Here is a 13,339-nt window from a genome sequence, read left to right on the forward strand (position 1 = left end):
GTGGCGGGGTCTACGACTGGCTGGACGAGGCGCTGGCCGCGCGCACGAGCTCTGCCAGCTCGTCGGGCGAGAAGAACCTGCCGGAGTCCTCGACCGCGTGGACCGCGGCCGTCACCGTCTGATTGACCGGCGCGCGCAGGCCGACCTGCTCGGCCTGCGCGACGACGGCGCCGTTCAGGTAGTCGATCTCGGTGCGCTGCCCTCGCCTGATGCTCTGCAGCGTCGACCCGAGATTGGGAACGGCGCCCATGCGCCGCGCCATCAGCCGCGGCAGCAGCTGGCCGGCCCAGAGCGGGGCAGTGGCCGCGAACCGCACGCCGGCATGCGACAGCCCCTGCATCGCATCGAAACGCACCCCGTGCGCGAGCCCGACCCGCGACGCCTCTCGGATCAGCCCGGTCACGATCGGCCGCAGCCGCGCGTCGGCGACCGTCTGCTGCACCGGCAGCCCAGTGGCCGCGGGCGTTCCGTTCACCATGTTGATCACGAGCTTGGTCCACTGCGCGCCGCGGAAGTTGTCGGTGACCTGGGCAGGCATGACGGATGCCAGCAGCGCGGCCGCCTCGCGTGACCGGTCGACCACGGTGGTGCCGGTCGCGGTGATCGTCACCCGGCCGGGCTCCACGTTCTGCGCGGCGTAGAGCGCGAGCGCGCCGAAGGCGGGGGAGCGGGGGCTCACCCGCCGCACGGTCTCGAGCCCCTCGAGGCCGTTCTGCACGACGACGAGCGGCACGCCCGCGAGGCGGTCGCGATTCAGTTCGAGAGCGGATGCCGCGTCCTGCGCCTTCGTCGCGAGGAACGCCAGCTCCGGGGTGCGGGTGAGCGCCCCGGCGGCGGTGACGCGAGCGGTGTGCTCGCCCCACTTGCCGTCGAGGCGCAGCCCCGCGGAATCGATCGCGGCGAGGGTCGCGCCGCGCGCCGTCACCTCGACCTCGTGCCCCGCACGGTCGAGCAGTGCCGCGATGGCGCCCCCGATGGCCCCCGCCCCGATGACCCCGATGCGCATGGGCTCAAGGCTAGCGAGCGGCGAGAATCGACTTCCGCCCGGGCAGCCAGAGCGCCACGATCGCGGCGAGCGCCAGCACGGCGGCGCCGACGAAGACGGCCTTCTGTGCGGCATCCACATAGCCCGTCGGGGTCAGCTGCCCGCCGGCGCCGGTGAAGACCGCGGTCAGCACCGCGATGCCGAGCGCCGTGCCGATCTCGCGCAGCGTCGAGTTCGTGCCAGACGCCTTGGCGTGATCGGTCTCTGGCATGTCCATCAGGACCGCGGTCGACGACGGCGCGAAGATCAGCCCCATGCCGAGCCCGGCGAGCAGGAACGGCGCGACCATGGCCGAGTACGTGAGGTCGGGCGACATGATCCACGCGATCCAGCCGATGGCGATGGCGGAGATCGCGAGACCGACCGCGATCGGCATCCGCGGCCCGAATCTCGGCAGGATCAGGAAGCCGGTGAGCGGTGAGACGATGAGCGGAAGCATCGTCCATGGGATCGTCATGACGCCCGCCTCGAGCGGGTTCTTCCCCTGCACGACCTGCAGGAACTGGATCAGGATGAAGATCGCGCCGAAGATGCCGAAGCTGAAGATCACGCCGACCGCGTTCGCGATCGTGAAGCTCGGGAAGCGGAACAGGCGCAGGGGCAGCATGGGTGCGGGCGCGCGGGTCTCCCACGCGATGAACGCCGCGATCAGCACGCCGCCGCCGATGAGGGCGGTGAGCACCTCGCCGCTCGACCAGCCGGCCGAGTTGCCGCGGACGATGCCGTAGACGATGCCGAAGACGCCGACACCGGCGAGCACGAGGCCGAGCAGATCGGCCCGCAGCCTCGCCCCGAAGCTGTTGGGCAGCGCCCACAGCACGAGCGGCACGGCGATGATGCCCACCGGAACGTTCAGCCAGAAGATGCCCTGCCAGGCCCAGCCCTGCGTGACGGCGCCGCCGATGAGCGGCCCGAGCGCGACGCCGAGGCCGGCGACGCCGCCCCACACGCCGATCGCGGCAGGCCGCGCCTTCTCGCTCACCGAGCCGGCGAGCATCGTCAGCGAGAGCGGCATGAGCGCCGCCGCGCCGACGCCCTGCAATGCACGCGCGGCGATCAGCTGCCACGGCTCGGCACTGAGCGCCGACAGGGCGGAGGCGAGCGTGAACAGGCCGATGCCGATCACGAAGACGGTGCGGCGGCCGAAGCGGTCGCCGAGGGCGGCCGCGGTCAGGATGAAGCTCGCGAACGCGAGCGCATAGGCGTTGATGACCCACTCGAGCTCGTCGATGCCCGCGTGCAGATCGCGGCCGATGACGGGCAGGGCGTTGGTCACGACGAGGTTGTCGAGGGTGCCCATGAACATGGGCAGGGACGCTGCGGCGATGACGACCCACAGCGGGCGGCGTAGGAAGCGCGGTGCCACGGCGTCAGTCTGCGCGGCTTCCGTCGCGAGGGGAACAGACACGTTGTCCTCCAATGGTGGTAATTGAATGATTACAAACGCAGACTCTAAGTAATCGACTGATAACCTGTCAAGCGTGAGTGAGACGAAGAGCGAGCGGATTCCTGCGGCGCAGCGTCGCGAGCAGATTCTGGATGCCGCGGCGAAGGTGTTCGGCGAACGTGGCTACGCCGCGACGACCACCGACCAGGTCGCCCAGGCGGCCGGCATCAGCCAGCCCTACGTGGTGCGCATGTTCGGCAGCAAGGAGAAGCTGTTCTGCGAGCTGCTGCTGCGCGCGCGGGAGCGACTCGAGGAGCGCATGCGCGCGGCGCTCGCACGTCCGGAGGTGCAGGCACTCGACGTCACGGAGCGCAAGAAGTTCCTCGGCCGCGCCTACGTCGACCTCGTCGACGAGGGCGACATCGTGCTGCCGTTGATGCAGGGCTTCCTGCTCGGCCATGACCCCGTGATCGGGAAGTACGCCCGTGAGGGCTTCCTGGTCATCTATCGGATCCTGCGCGACGAGGCCGGGTTCGCCCCGGAGGACGTGCGTGACTTCCTGGCGGGCGGCATGCTGCTCAACACGCTGCTGACGCTGCAGATGACCCAGCTCTACGACAGCGACGACACCGCGCACGAGCTGCTCGGGTGCGCATTCGGCGACAAGCTCGGCCCTGTTCTGGCCGCGAGGAACGCGTCGTGAGCGAGGCCGCGCCGAGCGGCATCCTGCTCGTCGACAAGCCCCAGGGGCTCACGAGCCACGACGTCGTCGCTCGCATCCGTCGCGCGGCGAACACCCGCAAGGTCGGCCATGCGGGCACCCTCGACCCTATGGCGACCGGGCTGCTCATCGTCGGAATCGGCACGGCGACCCGGCTGCTGACCCACGTCGTCGGCACCGACAAGGTGTACGAGGCGACGATCCGGCTGGGGGAGTCGACCGTCACCGACGATGCGGAAGGCGACGTGGTCGAGCGCGCGGAGGCCGGGGTCGTCGACGCCGTGGGCGACGTGGCGATCGCAGCAGGCATCCGAACCCTCACCGGCCCTATCGAGCAGGTGCCGAGCACCGTGAGCGCCATCAAGGTCGACGGCAAGCGCGCTTATGCGCGTGCCCGCGCGGGCGAAGAGGTCGAGCTGGCCGCGAGGCCCGTCACGATCCACGAATTCGAATTGCGGGCGACGAGGCGGATGCCTGGGCTGATCGACCTCGACGTGCGCGTCGCCTGCTCGTCAGGCACCTACATCCGCGCTCTCGCCCGTGACCTCGGCCGCGCGCTCGGGGTCGGCGGGCACCTCACGATGCTGCGGCGCACGTCGGTCGGGCCGTTCTCCGTGGTTGATGCGACCGCACTCGAGTCCCTCGCGGACGGTAGCGTGCCCGTCGCGAGTGTGCTGCAGGGCCCGGCGGATGCTGCTGGCAGACTGTTCCCCGTGCTCGAACTCGACCCTCAGCAGGCCGTCGACCTCGGGCACGGCAAGAAGCTTCAGGTCGAGGCGACCGAGCAGCCCGGAATCCGGGCTGCCATCGGTCCATCCGGCCGCCTGGTCGCCCTCGCCACCGTGTCGGCGACCGGTGTCGTGCGCGTCGAGACCGGCTTCCCGAACGAGGAGTCCTGAGTGGTCGAGTGGTTCACCTTCGCGCAGATCTTCATCGCGCTCGCCGCGGGCGTGCTGTGCCTGGTGCTCGGCTTCGCCGGGCGGCCCCCCAGCGACGTGAGCATGGGGCCGATCGCGCTCGTCGCCGTGCTGCTGATCGCGCAGCTCGTGACCTCGGCCATTGCGCCGGCCGTCGGCAACCATCCGACGGGCAGCCTGCTCGAGTTCTGGATGTACCAGGTCGCGATCGTGCTCGTCCCGCTGCTCGCCATGATCTGGGCGCTCGTCGAGCGCGGGCGGTGGAGCGTGGTCGTGCTGGGGGTGTCTGGGCTGGCGGTCAGCGTGATGCTCTACAGGATGTGGATCATTTGGACGGTGCAAGGAGCGTAGGTGCGTACGAGCTCACAGCCCGGCCAACCTAGAATCGTCTAGCGATGTCCGAGTCCAGATCCGTCACCGAGAGGCTCTCGGCCGTCATGCCGCGCCTGGTCGGCACCGGCACGCTCACCGTGCTCATCGCGGTGTACGCGGTGCTCGTGATGGCGGCCGTCGGCCGCAGCGCGTTCCAGATCATCGACCACTTCTCGAAGGCGCCGATCGCGATCTCGATCTCCGGCATCTCCGCCCTCGTGTACGTGCTCGCGATGGTCGCACTGATCCTCCACAAGGGCGTGTGGTACCGCATCGCCTGGGCCACCGTCTCGGTCGAGTTCGCCGGCGTCGTCGTCGTCGGCGCCATCACCACGTTCTTCCCGGACGCGGTCGGCCCGGACTCCGGGAACGCGTTCGGCGACACCGCGACCGTCTGGACGGTGTTCGGCCAGGGCTACTGGTTCGTGCCGCTGGTGCTGCCGCTGGCCGGCATGTGGTGGCTGCGCACGCACCCCGCCGGGGTTCGGGGAAAGGCGGCGGCGTGAGGGTCTTCCGATCCGAGTCAGAGATCTCGCCGGATTTCGGGCCGAGCGCCGTGACCATCGGCAAGTTCGACGGCGTGCACTCCGGCCACCGCGCGGTCATCGAGCAGCTCGTCACTGCGGCGCAGGCGCACGGACTCGTCTCGGCTGTCGTCACCTTCGACAGGAATCCGCTCGAGATCATCGCGCCAGAGCGCTGCCCCGACGCGCTCGCGAGCCTAGACCAGAAGCTCGAGCTGCTCGCGGCGACGGGCGTCGACGCGACCCTCGTGGTGCGCTTCGACGAGGACTTCGCCGGCGTCTCGGCCGAGCGGTTCGTCACGGAGTACCTGGTCAGGTCGCTGCGCGCCAAGCGCGTGTTCGTCGGCAGCGACTTCCGCTTCGGCGCAGGCAACGCCGGCGACGTCTCAGAGCTGCGCGCGCTCGGCGACGAACTCGGATTCACCGTCGAGCTGATCGACGACGTGGTCGGCACGGCGGGCGAGCGGGTGTCGTCGACGCGCATCCGCCAGCTGCTCGCCGCGGGCGACGTCGAGCGGGCCGAACGGCTGCTCGGCCGGCCGGCGACGCTGCGCGGGCTCGTCGTGCACGGTGCGAAGCGCGGCCGCGAGCTCGGCTTCCCGACGGCGAACCTCTCCGCGCACTCCGAGGGGCTGATTCCGGCCGACGGCATCTACGCCGGCTGGCTCGTCGACAATGGAGTGCGCCACCCCGCGGCGATCTCGGTCGGCAACAACCCGACCTTCGAGGGGGTGCCGCAGAAGCAGGTCGAGGCGCACGTGATCGGCGAGACGATCGACCTCTACGACCATGAGGTCGAGGTGGTCTTCGTCGCGCGCATCCGCGGAATGACCGCGTTCCAGGGCATCCCCGCCCTTGTGGAGCAGATCGCCGACGACGTGAAGGTCGCCAGCCGCGTGCTCGGCGTCTGAGCTAGGCGGGAATCATCTCCGCGCGGTAGATGAGCGCCGCGGCGCCGATGAGCGGCCCCTCGCCCGACAGGCCCGAGGGGACGACGCGAACCTGACGCACGAACTCGAAGTGGTGTGTCGCGATCTGCGCGCGGATCACACCGAACAGGTCGGGCGTCGCCTGCGAGAAGCCGCCGCCGATGGCGACGACCTCGAGGTCGAGCAGCGCGGTGGCGCTGGCGATGGCCTGGCCGATCGCCCGCCCGGTGCGCTCGATCGCGCCGCGCGCGACCGGGTCGCCCGCCGCATAGGCGGTCGCCAGTTCCTCGCCCGACGTGCCTGCGAAGCCGCCTCGGCGGGCGAACGCGACCGTGTGCGGCCCGCTCGCGATCGCCTCGAGCACGTGCGGGTTCCCGAAGGTGTTCTCGCCCTCGAAGCCGGCGACGTCGACGTGGCCGATGTGCCCTGCGTTGCCGGTCTTCCCGACGACGACGCGGCCGTGCGTGATGATGCCGCCGCCGACACCGGTGGAGACGACCATTCCCATGACGTTCTGCGCCCCCTGCGCGGCGCCGACCCAGTGCTCGGCGAGCACGATCGCCACGCCGTCCATCTCCAGCACGACCGGGACATCGTGCCCGGCATCCGCCAGCACCTGCTCGACCAGCGCGCGCATGGGGTAGCCGCGCCACGACGGCACGTTCAGGGGCGAGATGGCGCCGGCCGCGCGGTCGATCGGCCCGGCGCACGCGACCCCGGCGCCGATCAGCTCGGACTCGGCGTCGAGCGATTCGAGGGCGTGGCTCACGACCTGGGCGACGGATGCCTCGAGCTCGGCCACCTCGGCGCTGCGGCCGGTCGCGGCGCGGCTCCGGGAGCCGGCGACGAGGGTCCCGTCAGGCCGCACGAGGGCGGCCTCGACCTTGGTTCCGCCGAAGTCGACGGCGAGGACGAGCGGTTCAGCCATGCCTTTCAGCCTATTGGCGAAACCGGGCTCGCCTTCGCGAGCGCAGCTCGCTCAGCGTCCGGCGCGTGGTGACCCGCTGCGCCGCCACAGCCGCGCGCCGAACGCGGTTCTCACGGACTGTCCGCGCCGCTTGAGAAGCACGAGGCCGGCGACGCTCGCCGTCAGAAGCGGCATGACGCCGGAGACGGTCATGCCGACGTGCGGGCCGAAGCTGTCGACGATCCATCCCATCAGGGGCCCGCCGATCGACTGGCCGCCGAGCTGGATCAGCACGAACACGCCCATGACGCGGCCCCTGATCGCGATGTTGGTCGACATCTGGACGAGCGAGTTCGAGGCGATGAAGTACAGCAGCTGCGACATGCCCGCGCCGACGAGCAGCACGCCGAAGATCGCGATCTGCGGCGCGAGGCCGGCGAGCGACTGCACGACGCCGAGCACCATGGCGCCGACGACGACGGTGCGCAGGGTGACGGTGGCGCGGAGGTTCGAGAGCAGCGCGCCGCTCAGCGCGCCGAGGGCGACGAGGGCGTTGAAGATGCCGTAGCCGGAGGAGCCGACGTCGTAGACATGATCGGCGAACGCCGTCAGCAGCACGGGCAGGGTGTACACGAACAGCGCCACCGAGCTGAGGACGATCAGCGTGAAGAGGATCTCGTCCTTTCGGGCGGCGTATTCGAGCCCCTCGCGCAACTGGCCCTTGCGGCGTGGCGCCTTCGGGGCGGGCCGCAGCTTCGACGGGTCCATGCGGCTCAGCGCGAACACCGTGCCGAGGCACGCGAGCGCGTTGACGCCGAACGACCACCCGCCGCCGATCGCCGACAGCAGGATGCCGCCGATCGCCGGCCCGATCAGCGCGCCGAGCTGGAACGTCGACGAGTTCAGGCTGAGGGCGTTGCGCAGCAGCGACGGGCCGACCACCTCGGAGACGAACGACTGCCTGGCCGGGTTGTCGACGAGGGTGCCGAACCCGCCGATGAGGGCGACGCACCAGATCATCCAAACCTGCAGGCTGCCGGTGAAGATGAGCACGGCCATCGTGCCGGCGAGCAGCGCGGAGAGCGTCTGCGTGACCTGCAGGATGCGGCGCTTCGGGTACCGGTCGGCGATGACGCCGCCATAGAGGCCGAAGACGAGCATGGGCGCGAACTGCAGTGCGACGGTGATGCCGACGTCGGCCACGTTGCCGGAGAGCTGCAGCACGATCCAGTCCTGAGCGATGCGCTGCATGCCCTGGGCGGTCGTCGAGACGATCTGGCCGGTCGCGTAGAGCCGGTAGTTCGGCACTTTCAGCGAGGCGAACATGTCGCGCCAGCGTGGCCTGGCGGCCAGTACCGGCATCGGCTCGGTCGGGGGATTCGCAGGCATTGCAGTCACGGCGCGATCAACGCTAGTCGCATCGATTCGATAGATCCGTAGAATGAAGGCAATAACTCCCATTGGGAAACGCAATAGTGAGAGTCGAGGAACGCGATGTTCGACCCCGTCCTGCTGCGCACCTTCCTGGCCGTCGCAGAGACCGGCAGCTTCACCCGGGCCGGGCAGCGGCTGCAGCTCAGCCAGCCCACGGTGAGCCAGCACGTGCGGCGGCTCGAGACGCAAGCCGGGCGCATCCTCATCGACCGAGACACCCGCCAGGTGCGCCTCACCGACAACGGCGACGCGATGGCCGGGTTCGCGCGCAGCATCCTCGCGGCGCACGCATCGGCCGAGAGCTACTTCAGTGGCAAGGCGATGCGCGGCCGACTGCGGTTCGGCGCTGCCGACGACTTCACGATGACGCAGCTGCCGCGCATCCTCAGGGACTTCCGCGCGCTGCATCCCCAGCTCAACCTCGAGCTCACGGTCGGCCAGTCGGGCGCTCTGCATCGGCGGCTCGGCTCGGGTCAGCTCGATCTGATCTTCATCAAGCAGACCCCGGGCAGCGACGAGGGGACCCGCGTCAGCACCGACCAGATGGTGTGGATGGCGCTCGACGGCATCCAGCTCGGGCCTGACGAGCCGGTGCCGCTCGTGTCGTACCAGGACCCGTCGATGAGCAGGCAGATGGCGATCGACGCGCTCGAGAGCGCGGGCCGCACCTGGCGCATCACCTGCAACACCCGCGAGGTGAACGGCGTGCTCTCCGCCGTTCGCGCCGGGCTCGGCGTCGCGGTGTTCCCGCGCACGCTGATCCCGGGCGACCTCGTCAAGGTCAGCAACCGGCTCGGGCTCCCCGAGATCGGCGATGTGGATTTCACGCTGATCGCCAACCCGCATTCGGCCGCGGACCCCGTAGACGCGCTCAGCTCGGCGATCATGGGGCGCACTCTCGTGCACTGACGTGGCGCAACGGCCCCAGGCGGGCCGAGTAGTTCGCTAACTTATGTACTCAAGGAGGCCATGAACATGACCGAAGCGACCGTGACCGCGTTCGTCGGCGACAGTCTGACCGAGCACGGCGATTGGCAGGCGCTGCTGCCTGACCAGCACGTCATCAACTTCGGCGTCGAGGGGAACACGACGCACGATCTGCTCGATCGGCTCGACGAGGTGGTCGCGGCAGCGCCGTCCGTCGTCGTCGTCGAGATCGGCACCAACGACTTCGCGTGGCGCCTTCCGCCAGAAGAGGTCGCGCAGAACATCGAGGAGATCCTCGGCGTGCTGCGCGAGAAGCTGCCGGCCGCGAACATCGTGATGCAGAGCATCCCGCCGCGCCAGCCGGAATACGCGCACATCGTCCGCAGCGTGAACGAGCACCTCGAGAGCTTCGTGCCCACCGTCTCGTGCCGCTATGTCGACCTGTGGCCTGCTCTCGCGGACGAGAACGGCGGTCTCAAGGGCGAGTTCACGACCGACGGCCTGCATCTCACCGACGCGGGCTACGCCGCGTGGTTCGAGGCCCTGCGCCCTGCGCTCGAGGCGTAGTCCGCTACCACTTCGTGTGAGGGCGGATGCCGTGCGGTCCGCGCGACACGCCGTGATGGCCCCCCGGTTGGGGTGTTCTGCTCCATGTGTCTCTGCGGTTATCGTCGATCTCGGGTTGAGGGAGAGTCAGTTTTTACGACTGCTGAGATGAGGCGTTTCGTGCTCAAGAACCTCGACCCGATCCTTTCGGGCACCCTGCTCACCGTTCTCGACGGCATGCGGCCCGGCCAGTGGCTCACGCTCACCGCGGGGTCGATCGCTACGCCGGTCAGTGGACCCGACCACACCGTCATCGAGTTGAGCGAGGTCTCGACGGAGGCCGCGGTCGCGGCGATCCTCAGCGTGCTTCCGCTCGATCGCACCGGGGCGCCCATCGTGTACCTCGACAAGGCGGACACGGCCGACGAGCTTCCCGACGTCGTCTTCGCGGTGTGCGGCATCGCGGCGGACGCCGAGCTGCGCCGCGTGCCGATGTCCCGGCTCGACGAGGACGACTTCGCTCTGCTCGCGCGCCAGTCGGAGTTCACCGTGCACTCGAGCTGCGGCGGCGACCCCGCCGCGTTCCTGCTGCGCAAGGGCGAGCCCGCGCTGCTCGGCTGAGCACAGGGGCCCGTTCAGCGGGGTGAGAGGCAGCGCCCGATAGGCTTCCCCCGCCATGCCACGCCCCACGAACGCGCCCCAGCCCGCCCGCCTCGCGCTTGCCCCAGGCTTCCTCGGTGCGATCGTGGTGATGGCCGGTCTCGCGCTCGTCGGCTCGCCGAACTACACCTGGATCGAGTACCCGACCGCGATCCTCGCCGCGATCACCGGCTGGTTCGCGATCCAGGCCAAGCAGTGGTGGTTCGTCGTCGGCCTCGCAGCGATCGTCGTCGTATGGAATCCGGTCTTCCCGCTGCCCTTTCCGGCCATCGCGTTCCAGGGCCTCAGCATCGCAGCGGCGGCGACCTTCATCGCCGCCGGCGTGCTGATCAAGGTCACTCCGAACTCCTGAGGTAGACTGATACCGCGCCGGATTCCCGTTCCGCCGCGGCCCGAGAGGCTTTCGCTGCTCGTTCGTGCCACGGCCCCGGCATCCGTGCGCTGTGTTCGTAAAAGACACAGCCGGTCCGCACCCGGGGGCTTCCCGGGCGGACCCACATATCGTTCGTGGAGGCACATGTCCCAGACCGGAGAGCGCGTCGCACAGCAGCGACGCTCCGGGCGCCGTCATCAGAACAACGACGGCCTCATCCCCGTCCTCGCCCGTCGCGTTCGCGAGGTCGAGGCGAAAGCCCAGGGCGGCAAGAAGCTCGGGCCCACCAACCGCACGAAGTTCCAGGTCATCGCACTGCTCATGCGTGAAGAGCGCGCCCGCGCCAAGTCCGACCCGGAACTCACCGAGGCGCAGCGTGCCGAGCAGCTGAAGCGGCTCGACGGCATCGCGCAGATCCTCGCGAAGACCGCGGCGCGCGACACGAGCCTGATCCAGCTGCTCGAGACGGATGCCGCGCCGTCGGCCGCCGCGCAGACGATGCGCCGCGACTGGCTGCTCGAATCGGGCACGGCGCTCAGCCCCGATGACCTCATCATCACCGTTGACGAGCCGAAGGTCATCGACAACAAGCCCGTGCTCTCGGCCGAGCTCGCCGAGAAGCAGGTCGTGCCGCAGTCGGTGAAGGCGCGTCAGCTCTCGAACCCGTTCCTCGCCCCCGACTTCAGCCGGTACGCCGATCAAGCGGCGCCCGCTCCGCGCCGGCGCCTCGATTCATGGGAGCTGCTCGGGCCGCTGTTCAAGTCCTTCGAGCAGGGCGCAGGCGGCCAGATCGCCAGCATGGAGCTGCCGCCCGCCCCGAAGATCGACCGCTACGCGCCCCACGGCATGGAGCTCATGCATCACCAGGCCCAGTTCGTCGAGTCCGCGCGCCTCGGCCACCGCAGCTTCCTGCTCGCCGACGAGCCGGGTCTCGGCAAGACGGCGCAGTCGCTGCTCGCGGCATCCGTCGCCGACGCCTACCCGTTGCTCGTCGTCGTGCCCAACGTCGTCAAGATGAACTGGCAGCGCGAGGTCGAGCGGTGGACGCCGCAGCGCCGGGCCACCGTGATCCACGGCGACGGCGCCGGCCTCGACGCGTTCGCCGACATCGTGATCGTGAACTACGAGGTGCTCGATCGCCACCTCTCCTGGATCGCCCAGATGGGCTTCAAGGGCATGGTCGTCGACGAGGCGCACTTCATCAAGAACCTCCACTCGCAGCGCTCGCAGTACGTGCTGGCGCTCGCCGACACGATCCGCAAGACGGCGCCCGGCGGGCATCCGCTGCTCATCGCCCTTACCGGTACGCCGCTGATCAACGACATCGACGACTTCCGCGCGATCTGGCAGTTCCTCGGCTGGATCGACGGGGCCAAGCCGACCCGCGAGCTCATGAACCGCCTCGAGGAGACCGGGCTCACCCCGGCCGACCACGAGTTCTATCCGGAGGCGCGGGAGACCGTCATCGACCTCGGCATCGTGCGTCGCCGCAAGATCGACGTCGCAGCCGATCTGCCCTCTCGGCGCGTCGTCGACCTTCCCGTCGAGCTCGACGACGAGCTGGGCCGGTCGATCAAGGCGGCAGAGCGCGAGCTCGCGGCCCGCCTCGTGGCGCGCTATCAGCGCGCGCTCGCGGCCGGTGTAGGCGAGAGCCTCGAGGGCGATTCGGATGCCAGGCGCGAGCACCTCATCAGGATGGTCGCGCACGCCGAGCTCGAGGAGTCGAAGAACGCCAAGACCGGCGAGAACGTGTTCACGATGGTCAGGCGCATCGGCCAGGCGAAGGCCGGCCTCGCGGCCGACTACGCTGCACAGCTCGCCCGCTCTACGGGCAAGGTCGTGTTCTTCGCCAAGCACATCGACGTCATGGACCAGGCGGAGGCGCTGTTCGCGGCGCGCGAGCTGAAGTCGGTGTCGATCCGCGGCGATCAGAACGCGATCGAGCGGCAGAAGGCGATCGACGCGTTCCAGAACGACCCGGAGGTCTCTGTCGTCGTCTGCTCGCTGACCGCGGCCGGCGTCGGCATCAACCTCCAGGTGTCGTCGAACGTCGTGCTCGCCGAGCTGTCGTGGACGTCAGCCGAGCAGACGCAGGCCATCGACCGCGTGCACCGCATCGGGCAGGAGGAGCCGGTCACCGCATGGCGCATCATCGCGGCGCAGACCATCGACTCGAAGATCGCCGAACTCATCGACGCGAAGCAGGGCCTCTCGCTGCGCGCGCTCGACGGCATCGACGTCGAGCCGGGCTCTGAGGCATCCGTTCAGCTCGACGCGCTCATCGGGCTGCTTCGGGACGCGCTCTCGTAGTCATTCGTCGAAGTCGTCGAATTCCTCGTCGTCTTCGTCGAGCTCGTCGTCGTAGCCGGTGGGGCGCTCCTCGTCGGGGAACGCCTCATCGTCCGACTCGAAGTCGTCGTCGAGGTCGAGATCGTCCTCGTCGTAGCTCTCGGTCTCGGGCTCGTAGTCCTCGACGTCCTCGGGGGCCTCATCCTCGAGATCGACGTCGTCGTCGTCGAATTCGGTGGGTCGGCTGTCGCTCATGGCATGCAGGCTACGCCGGGGCCTCGCTGCGGGCCAATACCCGATTCGGGTTC

15 protein-coding genes are annotated in these 13,339 nt (G+C 69.5%); 10 read left to right on the forward strand and 5 right to left on the reverse strand.

The genetic code is table 11. From position 1 onward, the window contains the following. Positions 1-10 precede the first annotated feature (10 nt). Positions 11-1,006, reverse strand: a complete 996-nt coding sequence (locus D7I44_RS13725; protein ID WP_120790013.1) for a ketopantoate reductase family protein — start codon at positions 1,004-1,006, stop codon at positions 11-13. Between the two features lie 10 nt (positions 1,007-1,016). Continuing rightward, positions 1,017-2,453 carry a DHA2 family efflux MFS transporter permease subunit gene (locus tag D7I44_RS13730; RefSeq protein ID WP_245979668.1) on the reverse strand — a complete coding sequence of 479 codons (1,437 nt, stop codon included), beginning with the start codon at positions 2,451-2,453 and terminating at the stop codon, positions 1,017-1,019. Positions 2,454-2,526: 73 nt separating this feature from the next. Between D7I44_RS13730 and D7I44_RS13735 the strand changes: the two genes are divergently transcribed. The 5 genes from D7I44_RS13735 to D7I44_RS13755 are packed head-to-tail and all read left to right on the forward strand — an operon-like array spanning position 2,527 to position 5,877. Continuing rightward, complete coding sequence (locus D7I44_RS13735; protein WP_162940285.1) at positions 2,527-3,135, forward strand: TetR/AcrR family transcriptional regulator; 609 nt, start codon at positions 2,527-2,529, stop codon at positions 3,133-3,135. Then, a complete protein-coding gene (gene truB, locus D7I44_RS13740; protein ID WP_120790015.1) occupies positions 3,132-4,052 on the forward strand; it encodes a tRNA pseudouridine(55) synthase TruB in 921 nt (306 codons plus the stop codon). Before D7I44_RS13735 ends, truB begins: the two co-directional genes overlap by 4 nt. Continuing rightward, the gene (locus D7I44_RS13745) at positions 4,053-4,421 is read left to right on the forward strand and encodes a hypothetical protein (RefSeq protein WP_120790016.1); all 369 of its coding nucleotides are present in this window, start codon (positions 4,053-4,055) and stop codon (positions 4,419-4,421) included. A gap of 44 nt (positions 4,422-4,465) precedes the next feature. Further along, positions 4,466-4,948 carry a hypothetical protein gene (locus D7I44_RS13750; protein WP_245979672.1) on the forward strand — a complete coding sequence of 161 codons (483 nt, stop codon included), beginning with the start codon at positions 4,466-4,468 and terminating at the stop codon, positions 4,946-4,948. Further along, positions 4,945-5,877: a bifunctional riboflavin kinase/FAD synthetase gene (locus D7I44_RS13755; protein WP_120790017.1), complete on the forward strand. Its 933-nt coding sequence runs from the start codon at positions 4,945-4,947 to the stop codon at positions 5,875-5,877. The genes D7I44_RS13750 and D7I44_RS13755 overlap by 4 nt, the downstream gene beginning before the upstream one ends. Position 5,878: 1 nt before the next feature. Here the strand turns inward: D7I44_RS13755 and D7I44_RS13760 are convergent, their stop codons facing one another. Both D7I44_RS13760 and D7I44_RS13765 read right to left on the reverse strand, forming a co-directional pair. Next, positions 5,879-6,823 carry an ROK family protein gene (locus D7I44_RS13760; RefSeq protein WP_120790018.1) on the reverse strand — a complete coding sequence of 315 codons (945 nt, stop codon included), beginning with the start codon at positions 6,821-6,823 and terminating at the stop codon, positions 5,879-5,881. Positions 6,824-6,874: 51 nt separating this feature from the next. Next, entirely contained in the window at positions 6,875-8,191 is a 1,317-nt protein-coding gene (locus tag D7I44_RS13765; RefSeq protein WP_245980335.1) for an MFS transporter, read from the reverse strand. Between the two features lie 105 nt (positions 8,192-8,296). On the opposite strand from D7I44_RS13765, the gene D7I44_RS13770 reads away from it, so the two are divergent. The 5 genes from D7I44_RS13770 to D7I44_RS13790 all read left to right on the forward strand — a co-directional run bounded on the left by D7I44_RS13770 (position 8,297) and on the right by D7I44_RS13790 (position 13,052). Next, on the forward strand, positions 8,297-9,145 hold the full coding sequence (locus tag D7I44_RS13770) for a LysR family transcriptional regulator (protein ID WP_120790020.1): 849 nt from the start codon (positions 8,297-8,299) through the stop codon (positions 9,143-9,145). A gap of 66 nt (positions 9,146-9,211) precedes the next feature. Then, positions 9,212-9,730, forward strand: a complete 519-nt coding sequence (locus D7I44_RS13775) for a GDSL-type esterase/lipase family protein (protein WP_162940286.1) — start codon at positions 9,212-9,214, stop codon at positions 9,728-9,730. 147 nt (positions 9,731-9,877) lie between these two features. Beyond that, a complete protein-coding gene (locus D7I44_RS13780; RefSeq protein WP_120790022.1) occupies positions 9,878-10,330 on the forward strand; it encodes an RbsD/FucU family protein in 453 nt (150 codons plus the stop codon). A 55-nt stretch (positions 10,331-10,385) separates the two neighbouring features. Next, a complete protein-coding gene (locus tag D7I44_RS13785; protein WP_120790023.1) occupies positions 10,386-10,721 on the forward strand; it encodes a hypothetical protein in 336 nt (111 codons plus the stop codon). 165 nt (positions 10,722-10,886) lie between these two features. After that, a complete protein-coding gene (locus tag D7I44_RS13790) occupies positions 10,887-13,052 on the forward strand; it encodes a DEAD/DEAH box helicase (RefSeq protein WP_120790024.1) in 2,166 nt (721 codons plus the stop codon). On the opposite strand, the gene D7I44_RS13795 is transcribed toward D7I44_RS13790, so the two are convergent. Beyond that, entirely contained in the window at positions 13,053-13,286 is a 234-nt protein-coding gene (locus D7I44_RS13795) for a hypothetical protein (protein WP_120790025.1), read from the reverse strand. Positions 13,287-13,339 lie beyond the last annotated feature (53 nt).

Origin of the sequence: Gryllotalpicola protaetiae, assembly GCF_003627055.1 — a bacterium.
In the GTDB taxonomy this organism is placed as follows: Bacteria; Actinomycetota; Actinomycetes; order Actinomycetales; family Microbacteriaceae; genus Gryllotalpicola; species Gryllotalpicola protaetiae.

Bases quoted from the DNA above. Each gene is read 5' to 3' on its own strand.
- D7I44_RS13725 (WP_120790013.1), bottom strand. From the start codon at position 1,006: ATGCGCATCGGGGTCATCGGGGCGGGGGCCATCGGGGGCGCCATCGCG.
- D7I44_RS13750 (WP_245979672.1), top strand. From the start codon at position 4,466: ATGTCCGAGTCCAGATCCGTCACCGAGAGGCTCTCGGCCGTCATGCCG.
- D7I44_RS13760 (WP_120790018.1), bottom strand. From the start codon at position 6,823: ATGGCTGAACCGCTCGTCCTCGCCGTCGACTTCGGCGGAACCAAGGTC.
- D7I44_RS13765 (WP_245980335.1), bottom strand. From the start codon at position 8,191: ATGCCTGCGAATCCCCCGACCGAGCCGATGCCGGTACTGGCCGCCAGG.
- D7I44_RS13770 (WP_120790020.1), top strand. From the start codon at position 8,297: ATGTTCGACCCCGTCCTGCTGCGCACCTTCCTGGCCGTCGCAGAGACC.
- D7I44_RS13775 (WP_162940286.1), top strand. From the start codon at position 9,212: ATGACCGAAGCGACCGTGACCGCGTTCGTCGGCGACAGTCTGACCGAG.
- D7I44_RS13780 (WP_120790022.1), top strand. From the start codon at position 9,878: ATGAGGCGTTTCGTGCTCAAGAACCTCGACCCGATCCTTTCGGGCACC.
- D7I44_RS13785 (WP_120790023.1), top strand. From the start codon at position 10,386: ATGCCACGCCCCACGAACGCGCCCCAGCCCGCCCGCCTCGCGCTTGCC.
- D7I44_RS13790 (WP_120790024.1), top strand. From the start codon at position 10,887: ATGTCCCAGACCGGAGAGCGCGTCGCACAGCAGCGACGCTCCGGGCGC.
- D7I44_RS13795 (WP_120790025.1), bottom strand. From the start codon at position 13,286: ATGAGCGACAGCCGACCCACCGAATTCGACGACGACGACGTCGATCTC.